Below are 15,713 nucleotides of genomic sequence, written 5' to 3'. Positions count from 1 at the left end.
AGCCCGCGAAGAGGCCGGAAAAGCCAACATCAATGGTGAGCCTTGTGCTCAACTCCAGCCAACAGATGCCGGATCTTCACTTCCACCCCATCGGTCTGCAACATCCGCACTCGGGCCTCGATCTTCAGCTCACCCCGGGTCACCCGGTGGTGGTGCCGCAAATGCTCCAGCCACGACTCTTCAAAAAAGAACTCCAGCCACACTGCCGGATCGGCACTGTCGCGCATCAACCCCCACGACAATGCGCCATTGCGCTTGCGCATCGCCTCCAGCTCCCGCGCGGCCCGTTGGAAGGCTGCGGCCTTGGCCGGTTCGATATGGTATTCGACGGTGACCATCACCGGCCCGTTGTCCTGGTCGAGGTCATCGCTCAGCACCGGCACCGGCCAGTGCAGCGACGGTGTCAGCTCTTCGGCTTCGGTTTCCGGCAGCGTCACCCTGCAGGTCAGCAGGGTGCCGAAGGCCAGCCCGCCTGCGGCCAGCAGCAAGCTCAAGGTGATCGATGCATGACTGGCCAGCGTGCCCCACAGCAGCCCGCCAGCGGCCATGGCACCAAAGAAGATCAGGATGTACACCGACAATGCCCGCGCCCGTACCCAGGCCGGCACCGAAGTCTGCGCAGCCACTTGCAGGTTGGACAGCACCGCGATCCACGCCGCGCCGCTGAGCAGCATCGCTGGCAGTAGCACATAAAAGTTGCGCGCCAGCGCCAGGGCCAACAGGAACAGGGCATACAGCAGGCTGGCCAACATCACCAGGCGGTCGCGGCTGATGCGTTCGCGCAGGCGTGGCAGCAAGGTGGCGCCAGCCACTGCGCCAATCCCGATGGCCGCCAGCAGCAAGCCGAAGTCTGCTGCGCTGCCGCGCATCTCGCCACGCACGATCAGCGGCAGCAGTGACGTACCGGCACTGGCGCAGAAAAAGAACGCCAGCGCGCGTAGCATCACCGCCTGCAACGGCTTGGCACTGCGGGCAAAGCGCAACCCGGTGCGCATGGCACCAACGAAGCGCTCGGCCGGCAGCAGTGGCTCCTTCACCTCGCGTTTCCACAGGAACAACACCAGGATCACGCCAGCGAACGAGACGGCATTCAGGGCAAAGGTCAGCCACGGGCCGACCAGGCTCACCACCACCCCTGCCAATGCCGGGCCGATGGCGCGGGACACGTTGATGCCGACACTGGAAAGCGCCACTGCGTTGGCCAGGTCCTGCTTGCCCACCAGCTCCGGCGTCAGCGCGCTCCACGCCGGCATCATCAACGCCGTACCGATGCCCAGCGCCAGGGTCAGCGCCAGCAGCAAGGTGACGTTCATCAGCCCGAGCAGGGTCAAGGCTGCCAGCACAACGGCCACGCCGGACATCCACAGCTGCACCAGCAGCAGGTAGCGGCGTTTGTCGACGATGTCCGCCGCGGCGCCGGCCGGCAGGGCCAGGAAGAACATCGGCAGCGAGCCGGCCACCTGGATCAGCGCCACATGCAGCGGGCTCGCCGACAGCGTGGTCATCAGCCAGCCGGCGCCCACCTCGTGCATCCAGGTGCCGATGTTGGAGGCAATGGTGGCGATCCACAGCATGCGGAAGGTGGTGTTGCGCAACGGGCTCCAGGCGCCTGAAGGGGATGTGCTCATGATCAGAAGCTGCCTTTGAGTGGGTATTCGATGATCAGGTAGAGGCGATCGATGTCATCGCCGGCCTGGGCCTGGTTGGCGCGGTGGCTGACATGGGAGAGCGACAGGCTCAGGTCCTTGGCGGCGCCCGACTGCACCAGGTATTTCAGGTCGATGTCGCGCTCCCAATGCTTGCCGCCCTCGCCATACTGGCCTACGTAGGCGCCGCGCGCCGGGGCGTGGCTGCCGTCGATGCCACGGCCGCTGACGTAGCGGCCCATCAGGCTCAGGCCAGGCACGCCGAGGGTGGCGAAATCGAGGTCATAGCGCATTTGCCATGAGCGCTCGCCGGGGCCATTGAAATCGGCGTACTTGATCGAGTTGGCCAGGTAGATGGAGTCGCCACCGACGAAGTCGAACGGGGTGGCGCCTTCGACCTTCTGGTAGGCCAGGCTCAGCGCCTGGGCGCCGAAGCTGTATCTGCCCAGCAAGCTGTAGGCGAGGGTATCGATCGCCCCGGCGCTGGCGTTGCCGGTGTCGCGGGTCTTGTACAGGTTACCGTCCAGGCGCCAGGTGCCCTCGGCAAGGTTCAGGTTGAGATAGGCCTGGCGCCAGGTGTCCTGCAGTTGCCCGGCGTACAGCGCAGCGCCGAATGGGCCTGAGGGCGCGAAGGTAGCGCCGGCCAGGCTGATGGCGCGGTTCTCGGTGCTGGCGCCGTAGCCGCTGAAATCATCATGGGTAGCGCTGTTGTCCTGGTTGTTGAAGGCGGTGAAGCGCCCGGCCTGCAGGTGCCAGTCGGGCAGGCTGCGGTTCTCCAGCAACCAGCCGGTGGCGTATTCCGGGTGCAGGCGTTTGTCGGCGGTATCGAACACCGGGGTTTCCACGGTCATCTCGCCGTAGCGCAGCTGGGTGTCGCCCAGGCGCAGCTTGAGTGCGGCGCCGGCACTGGAATAGTCGGACTCGGCACGGCCATCGCTGTCGCGCGGCAGCAGGCCGGTACCGGCATGGCCGCGGCCACCGTCGAGCTTGAGGCCGAGAAAACCGTGGGCATCGATACCGACGCCGAGCGTGCCCTCGGTGAAGCCGGAACGGATGTCGCCGATGAAGCCCTGGGCCCATTCCTGGCGGTAGTTCTGGCCGCTGGCGGAGGGTGAGCGGAAGTCGCTGTGCAGGAAATAATTGCGGCTGAGCAGCGACCAGCCAGCTTCGTCGGCCTGGCTGAGCAACGGGCAGAGGGCAAGGGTGGTGAGCAGGACGCGGCCTGGTCCGGGGTTGGCGCGGATCATGGGGGCTCCAGCGGGGATGATCCGGGACTATGGCTGAAGCATAGGCCAGCGGTCTTGTAAGGGTGTGCTGGAAGGCAAGTCGGCTAGTCAGCGAAAGCCTGCACGATAGCTTCGATCACCGCCCGCACGCGTGCCGTACGCCGCACATCCTGATGGGTCACCAGCCAGATGTCATAAGGCTTGCCGTGCGCCCACACCTGCTGCAACCCCTCCCGCTCGCCCAGCGGCACCGGCAACTCGCCCAGCCCGAGCCCGCTGGCCAATGCCCGCCGCACCATCAACCCCGATGTGCAGGTCATGGCAATCCGCCCGCGCGCGATCGGCTCACCGGCCAGCATCACCTCCTTGCCGCTGTCCAGATAAGGTTGGTAGACCACCAGCTCATGCCCGGCAAACCTGCTGCCTGGCGCGGGTTCGCCAAAGCGCTGCAGATAATCCCGTGAGGCGAACAGGCCACTGTGCCAGCGCGCCAGCCGGCGCACCACCAGCTCCGGGTTGTCCGGTTTTTGCGTGCGCACGGCAATATCCGCTTCGCGCTGGCTGAGGTTGAGCATTTGCGTGGATGCCTGCAACTGGCGATCGCCGGCCCGGTGCTCTACGGGTTGCTGGCTGATCATCTGGGGGCGCGTGCCGGCATCCGCTGGGTGTTGCTGGCACAGCTGGCTGCCCTGGCTGTGTTGCTGGGTAGCCACGACTTGCGCCTGCTGGGGGCCGCAGCGCTGTTGATCGGCTCGTTCCCGCCCGGCATCGTGCCGCTGGCGTTGGCGCGGGTCCATCAACTGGTGCCGGGGCATGCCCGACAGAATGCCACCTGGAGCCGTGCTACGGTGTCCTTCGCCAGCTTCCAGGCCATTGCCGGCTACGCCTATTCGGCGCTGTTCGCCGCCAGCGGTGGCCACTACGGCGTGCTGTTTGCCGTGGCGGCCACTGCCGTGGTGCTGGCACTGCTGGTGGACATGCTGGTCCGGGACAATCAAGCCATGTCGCTGATGGCGAACTCCTCGGCCAGGTGATCGATCAAGGCCCGTACCGAGGGCAGCAAACCGCGCCGCGACGGGAAGATCGCGTGCACAATGCCGCAGCGCGGGTGCCAACCCGGCAACAGCTCCACCAGCCGCCCGGCCACCAGGTCCTCGCGCACCGCCACCCGTGGCAGGTGCGCGATGCCCACGCCGGCGACCACGAAATGACGCAGTGCGAACAGGTCGTCGGTGACCATGCGGGGCGTATGCGGGATGACGATGCTGTGGCTGGTGTCCTCGCCCTGGAACAGCTCCCAGTGGTATTCGCGCTGGGCGCTGCCCCAGTGCAGGCTGGGCAGCGTGCCGAGCAGTTGCGGGTCGAAGCCTTTGGGCAGTTGCTCCAGATACTGCGGCTGGCCGACCAGGCATTGGGTACTGTTGCTCAGCACCTTCATCACCATGTCGGTGTTTTCCAGTGGCGGGAAGCGCACCCGCAGAGCGATGTCGAAACCTTCGTGCAGCAGGTCGACGCGGCGGTTGGTGCTCTCGATGAACAGTTCCACCTGCGGGTACTTGAGCATGTAGCGGGTCAGCATCGGCCCGACCCAGGAGTTGAGCAGGGTCGTCGGGCAGCTGATGCGTACCAGGCCGCGCGGTTCGCTGCGGTTGCGTTCGATGATCTCCGCCGCGCCCTCGGCTTCCACGCGCATGGCCAGGCAGCGGTTGTAGTAGGCCTGGCCGATCTCGGTGAGCGAACAATGGCGGCTGGTGCGGTGCAGCAGGCGCACGCCCAGGCGGTCTTCAAGGTCGGCGATGCGCCGGCTGAGCTTTGACTTGGGCATGTCCAGCGCCCGCCCGGCCGGGGCGAAACCGCCATGCTCGACTACCTGGGTGAAGTAGTAGAGCGAGTTGAGGTCTTCCAATGATCGGTCTCCAGGCATGTGGTTGCCTGTGCTGGCCCCTTCGCGCCTGAAGCCGCACCCACAGGCGCGGCGCAGGTCCAGATCCGGCGCGATCCCTGTAGGAGCGGCTTCAGCCGCGAAGGGCCGGCACAGCAAATCCATCGTTCATAAATTAGAACGCTAAAGCCAAATTCTGCTATCTACCGCCCTAACGGTGGTGATTTTAATCTGTGCCCATCAACGCGAAACATCTCGAAATGCTGAAAAATTCATAAACCTTTGGGAGCACAGACCATGAGCAAATTCACCTACAACCGCCTGAACAAAGACGACGCCGCTGTCCTGCTGGTCGACCACCAGGCAGGCCTGCTGTCGCTGGTGCGTGACATCGAGCCGGACGCGTTCAAGAACAACGTGCTGGCGCTGGCCGACCTGGCCAAGTTCTTCAACCTGCCGACCATCCTCACCACCAGCTTCGAGCAAGGCCCCAACGGCCCGCTGGTACCCGAGCTGAAAGCGCTGTTCCCGGACGCCCCGTACATCGCCCGCCCAGGCCAGATCAATGCCTGGGACAACGAAGACTTCGTCAAGGCAGTGAAGGCCACCGGCAAGAAGCAGCTGATCATCGCCGGCGTGGTGACCGAGGTCTGTGTGGCCTTCCCGGCGCTGTCGGCCCTGGAAGAAGAGTTCGAAGTGTTCGTGGTGACCGACGCATCTGGCACCTTCAACTCCATGACCCGCGACGCCGCCCACGACCGCATGAGCCAGGCCGGTGCACAGCTGATGACCTGGTTCGGCGTGGCCTGTGAACTGCACCGCGACTGGCGCAACGACATTGAAGGGCTGGCGGCGCTGTGCTCCAACCATATTCCGGACTATCGCAATCTGATTACCAGCTATAACGCGCTGACTGCGGGTAAGTAACAGCAAGGATTCTGGTTCAAAAGGCCGACCCCGATTGCGGGGTCGGCTTTTTTGTCTGTGGATGGCTGCAATGTGCCTGCCTTGATGGCGTACCAGGGCCGCCAAGGGCTCGCCTCGAGATTTGCAGTGCCTGTGAGATCGAGCGCCGCCCGCGCGGCGCATCGCGGATAAATCCGCTCCTACATCTGTTTCGGGCCAGTTATTCCTGCACCATTGGCGCGCGCACCCTTGGCGCATGGCGGGAGATAGGTAAAGCGGCAGCAGCGATGCCTTCGATTACGAATGGGACAAACAAGGCGGACACCGGTGACCTGACAGGAGGTACTGGCCCGAAACAGATGTAGGAGCGGATTTATCCGCGATGCGCCGCGCGGGCGGCGCTCGATCTCACAGACACTGAAAACCTCAAGGCATGCGCCTGGTAGCATTGACTCAACAACCCGCCAGGCACCTCGCCTGCCCTCTGAATTCCAAAAACAAAAAGAGGGCCTAGGCCCTCTTGTCGTTTCGCTGTACCTGCCTCAATCCGCATCCGAAGCAAACAACCGCTCCAACTCCACCCGCGCCTCCTTGGCCGTCTGCATCACCTTGGCCCGGTCATCGCGCACCTGCCCCTGGGCCACCAGCACCTCTTCGTCATGCTGGGTAAACCGCTCGATGCGGTCTGCCGCCTGTTCGTCGCTCAAGCCCAACCCCACCAATGCCCGGCGGGTCATCTCGAGGCTGGAGTAGAACGTCTCGCGAATCGGTTCGGCACCGGCATCCACGAGTTTGTGCACATGCTGGCGGTTACGCGCTCGGGCGAGCACTTTCAGGTGCGGGTACAGGCGTTTGACCCGCTCTGCCGTATGGATGGCGGCCTCCGGATCATCGATGGTGATGATGAAATACTCCGCCTCACCCACCTTGGCCGCATGCAGCACCTCAGGCCGCAGCGGGTCGCCGTAGAACACCGGCACCTGTTCGAACATGCGCGTCATCTCGATGGTGTCCACCGATGTTTCCAGGGCAATGAACGGGATCTTCTGGGCGCGCAGGATGCGCGCGACGATCTGGCCCATGCGGCCCATGCCGACGATCACCACCCGTGGCGTGTCGGTCTGGATCTGCTTGTACTGCTCAGGCACTTCACGCACCGCTGGCGGGCGCTTGAGGGCGCGGGCGCAGCCAATCATCAACAGCGGGGTAATCGCCATCGACAGGGTGATGGTCATCAACAGCAGGTCGTAGGTCTGGGTATCGAACAGGCCCTGGTCCTTGCCCAGCTTGAACACCACGAAGGCGAACTCGCCACCTGCGGCCAGCACCATGCCCAGGCGCAGCGCACTGGCACTGCTCAGGCCACCCGCCAGACGGCCGACGCCGATCAGCAGCACCAGCTTCACCGCCACCAGCAACAGGGTCAGGCCCAGCAGAACCAACGGCATCTCCAGCAGCAGGCGCAGGTTGGCCCCCATGCCGACGCTGATGAAGAACAGCCCCAGCAGCAGGCCCTTGAACGGTTCGATCTGCGATTCCAGCTCGTGGCGGTACTCCGAATCGGCCAACAGCAGGCCGGCAAGGAACGCACCCAGGGCCATGGAGATACCGGCTTGTTCCATCAGCCAGGCGGTGCCGATCACCACCAGCAATGCGGTGGCCGTGGACACTTCCGGCAGGCGCGTGCGGGCCACGGCGCGAAATACCGGGCGCAGCAGGTAACGGCCACCGACGATGACCACGGCAATGCTGGCGAACACCTTCAGGCCGTGCCCAAGGCTGTCGCCACCGCTGGTGTCCGGGCCACTGGCGGCCAGCAGCGGGACCAGGGCGATCAGCGGGATCGCGGCAATGTCCTGGAACAACAGGATGGCGAACGCCAGGCGGCCGTGTGGCGCGTTGAGCTGCTTGCTCTCGGCCAGGCTCTGCAGGCCGAGGGCGGTGGACGACAAGGCCAGGCCCAGGCCGAGCACGATGGCTGCCGGTAGCGTCTGGCTGAAGCCGAACAGGGCGATGGCGCCGATCACTGCGCCGGTCAGCAGCACCTGTGCAGTACCGACACCGAACACCGACTTGCGCATCAGCCACAAACGCTTGGGCGACAGTTCCAGGCCGATGATGAACAGCAGCAAGACCACGCCCAGTTCGGAAATGTGCGCCACGCTTTCGGTATCGCGGATCAGGCCGAGTGCCTGCGGGCCGATGATCACCCCCGCAAGCAGGTAGCCGAGTACGGCACCCAATTGCAGGCGTTTGGCCAGGGGCACGGCGAGGACTGCGGCGAGCAGGAAGATCACGGCGGTTTGTAGAAGGCTGCCTTCATGTGGCATTGGCTCGTACTCCATGAGCTGCCGGGGCAGCATTAGACCAGTTTGGCGGACAATTCTGGGGGTTGTGATGGAGTCGGACAATCTGCTATTGGGGAGAAACATTGTCCCGGTACAGGTGACAACCTGTGGTGGTCTCTTCGCGGGCACGCCCGCTCCCACAGGTACAACACTGCCCCTGAGGCCGGTGTTATCGCTGTGGGAGCGGGCGTGCCCGCGAAGAAGGCAGCGCAGATCCGACTATTCACCGCCACCAAACTGTGCCCGATACTGCGCCGGCGTCATGCCAATCCGTTCACAGAACACCTTGCGCATGTGCCGGTCGCTGCCAAACCCGCACCGTGCTGCCACCACCTTCAACGGCAGGTCACTGCCTTCCAGCAACTTGCGCGCGCGGTCGATGCGCGCGTTCTGCAGGTACTGCAACGGCGTGATGCCCACCTCGCGCTGGAACGTGCGGGCAAAGTTGCGCCCACTCATGGCCACCAGGTCGGCCATCTTCTGCACGGTGAACGCCTGCTCGATATGGTCGACGATGTATGCCTGTACCCGGGCAATCGGCGAGTCATCCCGCGGCACTGCCGCCAGCAACGGCCCATAGGGCGTCTGCCCGCCCTGGCGATGACGGGCGACCAGCAGCACTTTGGCCACGTCCAGGGCCAGCGCCTTGCCGTGATCTTCGGCGACCACCGCCAGTGCCAGGTCGATACCTGCGGTGATGCCGCCCGATGTGATCAGGCAGCGGTCGATCACATAGATCTGCTCGGTTTCGACCTTGGCCTGGGGAAACGCCTGGGCCAGGCGCTCCACGTAGTTCCAGTGGGTGGTGCAGCGATAGCCATCCAGCAGCCCGGCCCGCCCCAGCAGGAACACGCCGGTACAGATGGCGCCGAAGCGCCTGGCCCGGCGCACGGCCTGGGGCAGCCAGCGCTCGATCCCGGGCAGGGCGATGTCATAGGCCCCCGGGCCGCCTGGCACCAGCAGCAGGTCGACGGCTTCCGGCAGGTCTTCCAGGCGCCGGTCAGCCAGCACTTTCAGGCCGCATGAGCCACGCACCGCTGCTGGTCCCTCGGCCAAGGTCAGCAGCCGATACTGCCGTTCTGCAGGCAGGAACCGGTTGGCAATGGCGAATGCATCCATGGGGCCGGTGACATCCAGCAGCAACATATCGTTGAACAGCACCATGGCCACGGTGCGGTGGGCGGGTTTTTCCTGCATGCCTCTTTCGCCTTGAATGCCGGCCACTGGCAGCGGCCGGAAGCTGAATACGAAACGCATCTTAAAGTATCGGCAAAACAGCCTGGGCCAGCAGCGCACAATTAACAACAATTCAGGTTTGGCTCAGGACTTTGTCATGCGCCGGGGGCGAGACTTCCTGCCATTGAACAGGAGAGTCGCCATGCACCCTGGGACGCCCGAAGCGCCGCTGCAAACCCCCGGCGCACTAACGCCCGCGCGGCTGCGCCGGGCCAAGGAACTGATGTTGCACAGCCCGTTGTCGATCATCGAGATCGCCGCGGTATGCAACCTCACCCGCAGCCATTTCTCCCGCGCGTTCAAAGTAGCTACCGGCCTGTCGCCCCAGGCCTGGCGCCTGCTGGCGCGCATGGAAAAGGCCAAGCGCCTGCTCGCCACCGAGGCGCCCATCACCCACGTGAGCCTGGAATGCGGCTTTTGCGACCAGGCCCATTTCACCCGCGCCTTCAGCCGTCTGGTCGGCCAGCCGCCGAAGGCCTGGCGTCAGGCGCAGGTACTTTCTTAAGCCAAAGCTATCCGCCGGTATAACCCCTGCGGAGAGTGCCGGCCCGTTATCCCAACCCAAGGAGTCACCCCCATGAGCCAACCCGATTACAAGCGCTTGAACAAAGACGACGCCGTGGTGCTGCTGGTCGACCACCAGACCGGCCTGATCTCGCTGGTACAGGATTTCTCGCCCAACGAGTTCAAGAACAACGTGCTGGCGCTGGGCGACCTGGCCAAGTTCTTCGGCCTGCCGACCATCCTCACCACCAGCTTCGAGCAAGGCCCGAACGGCCCGCTGGTGCCCGAGCTGAAAGAAATGTTCCCGGACGCGCCGTACATCGCCCGCCCAGGCCAGATCAACGCCTGGGACAACGAAGACTTCGTCAAGGCAATCAAGGCCACTGGCCGCAAGCAGCTGATCATCGCCGGTGTGGTGACCGATGTGTGCGTGGCTTTCCCGACCCTGTCGGCGCTGGCGGAAGGCTTTGAAGTGTTCGTGGTGACCGATGCCTCGGGCACCTTCAACGAGACCGTGCAGCAGGCAGCCTGGGTGCGCATGACCCAGGCGGGTGCGCAGATGATGAACTGGTTCTCGGTGGCCTGTGAGCTGCACCGCGACTGGCGCAACGACATCGAAGGGCTGGGCAACCTGCTGTCGCAGCGCATCCCCAACTACCGCAACCTGATGAACAGCTATGCGGCCTTGAGCTCGCGTTGATGTAGACCTGCGCCGGCCCCATCGCGGGTTTATCCGCGAAGGGGCCGGTACAGGCCAGGCTCTGTACGAAAAGCCTTGATACTTGTTCATGCTGCGTTGAAAACAGCCTGACCTGCGTCTCAAGACTTTTCGTACAGAGCCTAGGAAGGATTCACCGGCAGGGTGAAACGAATCCGGCAGCCACCCAGCTGCGATACCAGCGCCTGCAACTGCCCGCCGTGCGCCTGGGCCACCGAGCTGCAGATCGCCAAACCCATGCCCATGCCACCGGTCTTGGTGGTATGAAACGCATCGAAGACACGCTCGCGCTCGTCCGCAGCGATCCCCGGCCCGTTGTCGTCCACGCAGATCTCCACGCCATCCTCGACCAGCGCCGAGGCAATCCGCAGCAGCCCATCGCTGCGATACCCCGCCAACGCCTCCAGGGCATTGGTGATCAGGTTGAATACCAGCTGTTGCAACTGCACCGGGTCTGCCATCACGCACACCCCGGCCTGCAACTGCGTCTGCACGTCGACCCGGCTCCTGGTGGCATCGGCCGAGGTCAGGCGCACCACCTCGCGGATCAGCTCGTCCAGCTTCACCGCCTTGAGTTGCATCGGCGACTGCTTGGCCAGCGCCCGCAGCGCCCGCACGATGTTGGCGGCCCGTTCGCTGTCATTGCGGATGTCTTCCAGGCCGGCAATCGCTTCTTCCAGGTCGGGTTTGGCGCGTTTCAGCCAGCGCAGGCTGGCTGCGGCGTTGGAAGCGATGCCCAGCAGCGGCTGGCTGATTTCGTGGGCGATGGATGCCGACAGCTCGTTCATCACCTGCAGGTGCGCGCTGCGCGCCAGCTCGGCCCGCGAGCGGCGCAGTTCGGCTTCCATCTGGGCGCGGGTCTGGTTGTCTTCGGCCAGGCGGGTATAGAACTTGGCGGTTTGCAGCGACACCGCTGCCTGTGAGGCGAGGATTTCCAGCATGGCCAGGCGCTGGCTGCCGAACAGGTTCGGCACCAGGCGGTTTTCCAGGTACACCAGGCCGATCAGCACGCCCTGGATTACCAGTGGCAGGCACAGCACCGAGCGGGCATTGCGCGCCTGCAATTGCTGGCGGAAGGCCTCCGGGCAATCGCTGAGCGCATCGTTGAGCACCAGCGGCTTGCGGGTGCGCATGGTGGCGTTGATGACCGACAGCGGCGCCTGGGTCATGAACTTCTGGCAATTGTCCATGCTCACGTGCAACCCGTCATCGTCGATGTAGGCGAGGGCGGCCATCTGGAACTCGGCGCCGCTGACGATCAGCAACGCACCATGATCGGCGCCGGAGTGCTGGGTCAGGTGGCCCATCAGGGTTTCGATCAGGCCTTCGAGCAGCACTTCCTCGGACAGCGCGCGCGCGGCTTCGATGCCGGCTTCCAGGTCCAGCTTGGCCTGCTGGGTGGCGCGATAGGTCTCCTGGATTGGCTGGGTGCGCAGGAACGGGTGCAACGTCTCCAGCTGGTGCACCTTGCCGGTCGCGCCCCAGATATGGAAGCAGTCGCGGGCGATTCGCAGGTGCAGGTTGGCGCCGGAAATCAGGCCGCTGGGGATGCACACCTCGGCCAGTTGTTCATGGGCCAGCGCCTGCTCGTGGATGAAACCGGCGGCGGTGGCAGCGATCTGCGCCTGGTCGAAGCAGCGGATCGCGGCCAGGCCGTCGCCTTCGAGCTTGGCGATCACGCCTTCGACCAGCAGCAGCTTGTTGCGGAAGGTGGCCGGGTTGAATCCGGCCCAACGGCTGAAGCGTTCACGCACGGCCTGCAGCTCGCGCAGCTTGTCGGCCAGGCAGCCGGGTGCCTCCGGGCTGCCCAGGGCCAGGCCGCGGAACAAGTGGTAGTCGGCCAGGTTGATATGCGCCGGTGCTGCCCACGCGTTGTCAGCGGCCAGTGCCAGGTTGCGCATGGCCTGCGCAATATTGCCCATGTAGAAGGCGCCCATGCCGCTGAACAGGTGCTGGAAGAACCGCGTGGTGGGCGATTTCGACGGGCTAGCCGAGGCCGGGCAGGGCATGCCGCTCAGGGTGGCGACGAACGCTTGCTGGGCCTGCAGGATCTGTTCGACATCGCGGTAGCCGTGGCGGCGCACGGTGGCCAGGCCTTGCGCCACTTCGTCGATCACTTCCGGCAGATAGCGGCCCATGAACAGCGAGTCGGAAACCAGGTGGTTGCAGGCATAGCAGCTCATTGCCAGGTCGCCGCTCAGGCGCGCCGAATCGACCGCATCCAGCGCAGTGCGGCGGGCGAACTCCATGGGCGAAGTCCAGGCGCTGACCTGGTCCAGGGCCAGCAGCACGCTGGTCAAGTCAGCCTCGAAACCGTGCCGTTCGATCAGCTTGAGCGCGGCCAGGCAGCAGGCATGGCCGTCATGGTAAGCGCCGAACCGCTCGGCAATCATTACCCCATACCAGGCCATGCCGTAGGTACTGCCTGGGGCAACGCCGTGCAGCAGCGATATCTCCATGAGTTTGGCCAGGTGCAGGAAGCAGATGTCGTCCTTCACGAAAAACGATGATGACAGCGTGGCCAGCAGGCTGATCGCAACCGTTACCTCCTCCGAGTCGGTGCGCGGCAGCGATTCCAGGCAATGCCGGCCTTGTTGTTCGACCAAAGCCTGTACCTGGGCATGACTGGCCTCGACCTGTTGCCAATCGACGCCCCGTACCGGGCTCATACCCAGCAAGTCCAGGCCGGACAGGGCGCTGTCGATAGCCGCCTGATAGTCGCCGCGCAGGGTTTGCAGCAGCGCCTGCAGCCGGCACGCTCGCGCCTGGTCCAGCAACGAGCGTGCGCGCTGGCGGCACTCGGTGAGGCGCGCCTCGGCGGTGCCCGTCCGCGACAGCTGGATATCGCACTCGGTCGCCATGCAGGCGATGGCAAAGCCATGCGTGGCGCGGCTTTCCCGCGAGGCACAGTGGTGCAGCAACTGCTCGGCGGTGTGCAGATAGTCAGCGGTTTGCTCGAAGGCGCCGCCGTCGCGTGCGCGTGCTGCGGCTTCGCGTAAAAGCTGCAGGAACGCTTCGCAGTCATCCGCTGCAAACCCGCATGGGCTGGAGCGTTGCAGCTGGCTGGCGAGTTCGAACAGCACCTCGTGCAGGTACCCTGGCCAAGCCTCGCGCATGGCCAGGGCAATGCGGGCATGCAGCGAGGGGCGCTCGTGCTCGGCGGTCAGCGCGTAAGCGGCTTCCATCACGCGGTCATGCGTGAAGCTCAGGCCGTTCTGGCCCGGTTGCAGGAAACCCGCGCCAATCAAGGCTTTCAACGGTTCGCCTGGCGGCTGCGCGAGCACCTGCCGGAGCAGGCGTTCATCGCAGCGGCTGCCCGCCGCGCTGGCGACCCGCAACAGCTCGCGTTGCGCTGCCGGCAGGCGCGCCAGGCGCTGCACCATCAGGTCGGCGACATTGTCGGCGTAGCAGTGTCGGGCCACGGCCTGCAGGGACCACGACCAGCGCATGGCCTGGGTGTCGAAGGTGAACAGGTGGTCTTCGACCATGGCCTTGAGGATCTGGTTGATGAAGAACGGATTGCCGGCGGTCTTGTCGTGCACCCGTTCGGCCAGCGGCAACGCGTCCGCGGTGGCGACGTGGTAGCGCTCGCCAATCAGCTCGGTCACCGCCTCCACAGCCAACGGCTGCAGGCTCAGCGTGGTGCTGCGCAGCGCTGCGGGTATGGCCAGCGGCGCGCTGCTGGCGGGCGCGTCGTTGCAGCGGGCGAAAATCAGCAACAGGTTATCGGGCGCGTCAGCCAGCAGTTGGGCCAGCAGTTGCCGGCTGGCGTCGTCGGCCCATTGCAGGTCGTCGAAGAACAACACCAGCGGTTGCCCAGGGCGGCTGAACACCTGCAGGAATTCGACGATCGCGTGCAATTCCTTGTGCAGCGCAAGGCGCGTGAGCTTGGCCGGTAGTTGGGGCAGCGGGCCGAGGATGAGTTGCAGGTCCGGCGCCAGTTTGCCGAGCAGGCGGCCATGGCCTTTGATGCGGCGCAGGATCTCGCGACGCAGGGTGTCGAGGTCCTGGCTGTTGGTGGCCAGCAACTGGGTGGTCAGCGCACCGAGGATTTCCACCCAGGGCGTGTAGGGCACGGCCTGGGCCAGGCTGTTGCATTTGCCGACGGCCCGGTAGCCCTCGACGTCGGCCTTGAGTGCGGCTTCGACCAGGCTCGACTTGCCCATGCCGGCAGCACCGTTGACGAGCAGTACCTGTGGCTTGCTGTCGCGGCGCATGGCCTTGAGCAGCAGGGCGATGGCTTGCTGTTCGGCGCTGCGACCATACAGGCGTGCGCGGCTGGGCGCGACCGGGTCGGCGCAGCCTGGAGTGAAGGGCGCTATGGCTTGCGTGGCGGCCCACTGCCGCTGGCAGTGAGCCAGGTCCACTGCAAGGGCGCGCGCGCTCTGGTAACGGGCGTCCGGCTCTTTGGCCAAGGCCTTGGCCAGGATCAGGCTGAGGGGGTGTGGCACGTCGCTGTTTACATCGCAGGCTGCCCGTGGCTGTACGCCGGCATGCAACTGGCGCCAGTGCTGGGTGTCGCGCCCGGCCAGCGGCAGCTCGCCCAGCAATAGCTGGTAGAGGATTGCGCCCAGGGCATAGATGTCACTGCGGCGGTCGCTGCTGCTACCGTGCGGGCAAACCTGTTCCGGTGCCAGGTAGGCCCAGTTGCCGGGCGGGGTACCCTGTTCGCTGATCCGCTGTGCCGGGTCGGCGCGAAAGAAGCCCAGCCGCACCCGCTGCTGGGCACGCAGGCACACATGCTCGGGCTGCAGCGCACCGTGCAGTACATTGCGTTCGTGCGCCAGCGCCAGTGCATGCGCCGCATTCACTGCGATGTCGAGAAACGGCGTCAGCGCCACGGGGCCTTCAGCGATCAGGTCGGCGACTGAGCGGCCAGCCGGATACACCAGCAACGGGCCTTCGGCCGAGCGCACGAATGCCGACGGGATCACCGCCCACTGCGGGTCCAGTTGCAGGCGGTAGTCACGTTCCAGGCGCTGGCAGGCAGTGGGGGCCTCGAGCGGGGCGCGCACGGCGATCCAGGCCTGGTGGGTAGCCGGGTCGCGCAGGCGGAAGTAACTGAGCTCACCTTCCTGGCCCAGTGCGCTGATCTCGCATCGGTTCAGCCAGCCCTCATCGATTGACTGGTCGTAATCGATGGGCCTGTGGGCAAGGCGTTCATCGAGCATAGAGCACCCCCTGCTAGCGACATCCCGAGGCGCGAGTATACGCAGCGAGCCCAGCAAGGATGCGGGTTGCAGCTTG

Annotated in this window: 9 protein-coding genes and 2 pseudogenes; 4 read left to right on the top strand and 7 right to left on the bottom strand. The window is 65.1% G+C overall.

Annotation, left to right across the window (positions count from 1 at the left end):
- Nucleotides 1–29: 29 nt before the first annotated feature.
- The 3 genes and pseudogenes from HG549_RS25100 to HG549_RS25090 all read right to left on the bottom strand — a co-directional run.
- Nucleotides 30–1,628, bottom strand: coding sequence for an MFS transporter (locus HG549_RS25100; protein ID WP_170033739.1), 1,599 nt, complete (start codon nucleotides 1,626–1,628; stop codon nucleotides 30–32).
- A 2-nt stretch (nucleotides 1,629–1,630) separates the two neighbouring features.
- A complete protein-coding gene (locus tag HG549_RS25095) occupies nucleotides 1,631–2,893 on the bottom strand; it encodes an OprD family porin (RefSeq protein WP_170033737.1) in 1,263 nt (420 codons plus the stop codon).
- 83 nt (nucleotides 2,894–2,976) lie between these two features.
- A pseudogene (locus tag HG549_RS25090) lies at nucleotides 2,977–3,468 on the bottom strand (LysR substrate-binding domain-containing protein); the annotation flags it as partial.
- Here HG549_RS25090 and HG549_RS26110 point away from each other — a divergent pair.
- A pseudogene (locus tag HG549_RS26110) lies at nucleotides 3,469–3,906 on the top strand (YbfB/YjiJ family MFS transporter); the annotation flags it as partial. It abuts the pseudogene before it with no gap.
- Here the strand turns inward: HG549_RS26110 and HG549_RS25080 are convergent.
- A complete protein-coding gene (locus HG549_RS25080) occupies nucleotides 3,867–4,778 on the bottom strand; it encodes a LysR substrate-binding domain-containing protein (protein ID WP_170034344.1) in 912 nt (303 codons plus the stop codon). The pseudogene HG549_RS26110 and the gene HG549_RS25080 overlap by 40 nt on opposite strands.
- Before the next feature lie 273 nt (nucleotides 4,779–5,051).
- Here HG549_RS25080 and ycaC (HG549_RS25075) point away from each other — a divergent pair, with 273 nt between their 5' ends.
- Nucleotides 5,052–5,681 carry an isochorismate family cysteine hydrolase YcaC gene (gene ycaC / locus HG549_RS25075; RefSeq protein ID WP_170033731.1) on the top strand — a complete coding sequence of 210 codons (630 nt, stop codon included), beginning with the start codon at nucleotides 5,052–5,054 and terminating at the stop codon, nucleotides 5,679–5,681.
- 521 nt (nucleotides 5,682–6,202) lie between these two features.
- On the opposite strand, the gene HG549_RS25070 is transcribed toward ycaC (HG549_RS25075), so the two are convergent.
- Nucleotides 6,203–7,990, bottom strand: a complete 1,788-nt coding sequence (locus HG549_RS25070) for a monovalent cation:proton antiporter-2 (CPA2) family protein (RefSeq protein WP_170033729.1) — start codon at nucleotides 7,988–7,990, stop codon at nucleotides 6,203–6,205.
- A 237-nt stretch (nucleotides 7,991–8,227) separates the two neighbouring features.
- Nucleotides 8,228–9,205 (bottom strand): GlxA family transcriptional regulator, encoded by a 978-nt coding sequence (locus HG549_RS25065; protein ID WP_170034342.1) that lies wholly within the window; start codon nucleotides 9,203–9,205, stop codon nucleotides 8,228–8,230.
- A 181-nt stretch (nucleotides 9,206–9,386) separates the two neighbouring features.
- On the opposite strand from HG549_RS25065, the gene HG549_RS25060 reads away from it, so the two are divergent.
- Entirely contained in the window at nucleotides 9,387–9,749 is a 363-nt protein-coding gene (locus tag HG549_RS25060) for a helix-turn-helix domain-containing protein (protein ID WP_170033726.1), read from the top strand.
- Between the two features lie 72 nt (nucleotides 9,750–9,821).
- A complete protein-coding gene (gene ycaC / locus HG549_RS25055) occupies nucleotides 9,822–10,448 on the top strand; it encodes an isochorismate family cysteine hydrolase YcaC (protein ID WP_170033724.1) in 627 nt (208 codons plus the stop codon).
- Between the two features lie 140 nt (nucleotides 10,449–10,588).
- Here the strand turns inward: ycaC (HG549_RS25055) and HG549_RS25050 are convergent, their stop codons facing one another.
- Nucleotides 10,589–15,637, bottom strand: coding sequence for an ATP-binding sensor histidine kinase (locus HG549_RS25050; protein WP_170033721.1), 5,049 nt, complete (start codon nucleotides 15,635–15,637; stop codon nucleotides 10,589–10,591).
- Nucleotides 15,638–15,713: the final 76 nt, after the last annotated feature.

The sequence above is a fragment of the Pseudomonas sp. SK genome (genome assembly GCF_012975065.1).
Lineage (GTDB): Bacteria > Pseudomonadota > Gammaproteobacteria > Pseudomonadales > Pseudomonadaceae > Aquipseudomonas > Aquipseudomonas anuradhapurensis.
Note: the sequence above shows the minus strand (reverse complement) of the source record. Positions and strands in the feature narration are given on the sequence as shown.

Bases quoted from the DNA above. Each gene is read 5' to 3' on its own strand.
- HG549_RS25100 (WP_170033739.1), bottom strand. From the start codon at position 1,628: ATGAGCACATCCCCTTCAGGCGCCTGGAGCCCGTTGCGCAACACCACC.
- HG549_RS25095 (WP_170033737.1), bottom strand. From the start codon at position 2,893: ATGATCCGCGCCAACCCCGGACCAGGCCGCGTCCTGCTCACCACCCTT.
- ycaC (WP_170033731.1), top strand. From the start codon at position 5,052: ATGAGCAAATTCACCTACAACCGCCTGAACAAAGACGACGCCGCTGTC.
- HG549_RS25070 (WP_170033729.1), bottom strand. From the start codon at position 7,990: ATGCCACATGAAGGCAGCCTTCTACAAACCGCCGTGATCTTCCTGCTC.
- HG549_RS25065 (WP_170034342.1), bottom strand. From the start codon at position 9,205: ATGCAGGAAAAACCCGCCCACCGCACCGTGGCCATGGTGCTGTTCAAC.
- HG549_RS25060 (WP_170033726.1), top strand. From the start codon at position 9,387: ATGCACCCTGGGACGCCCGAAGCGCCGCTGCAAACCCCCGGCGCACTA.
- ycaC (WP_170033724.1), top strand. From the start codon at position 9,822: ATGAGCCAACCCGATTACAAGCGCTTGAACAAAGACGACGCCGTGGTG.
- HG549_RS25050 (WP_170033721.1), bottom strand. From the start codon at position 15,637: ATGCTCGATGAACGCCTTGCCCACAGGCCCATCGATTACGACCAGTCA.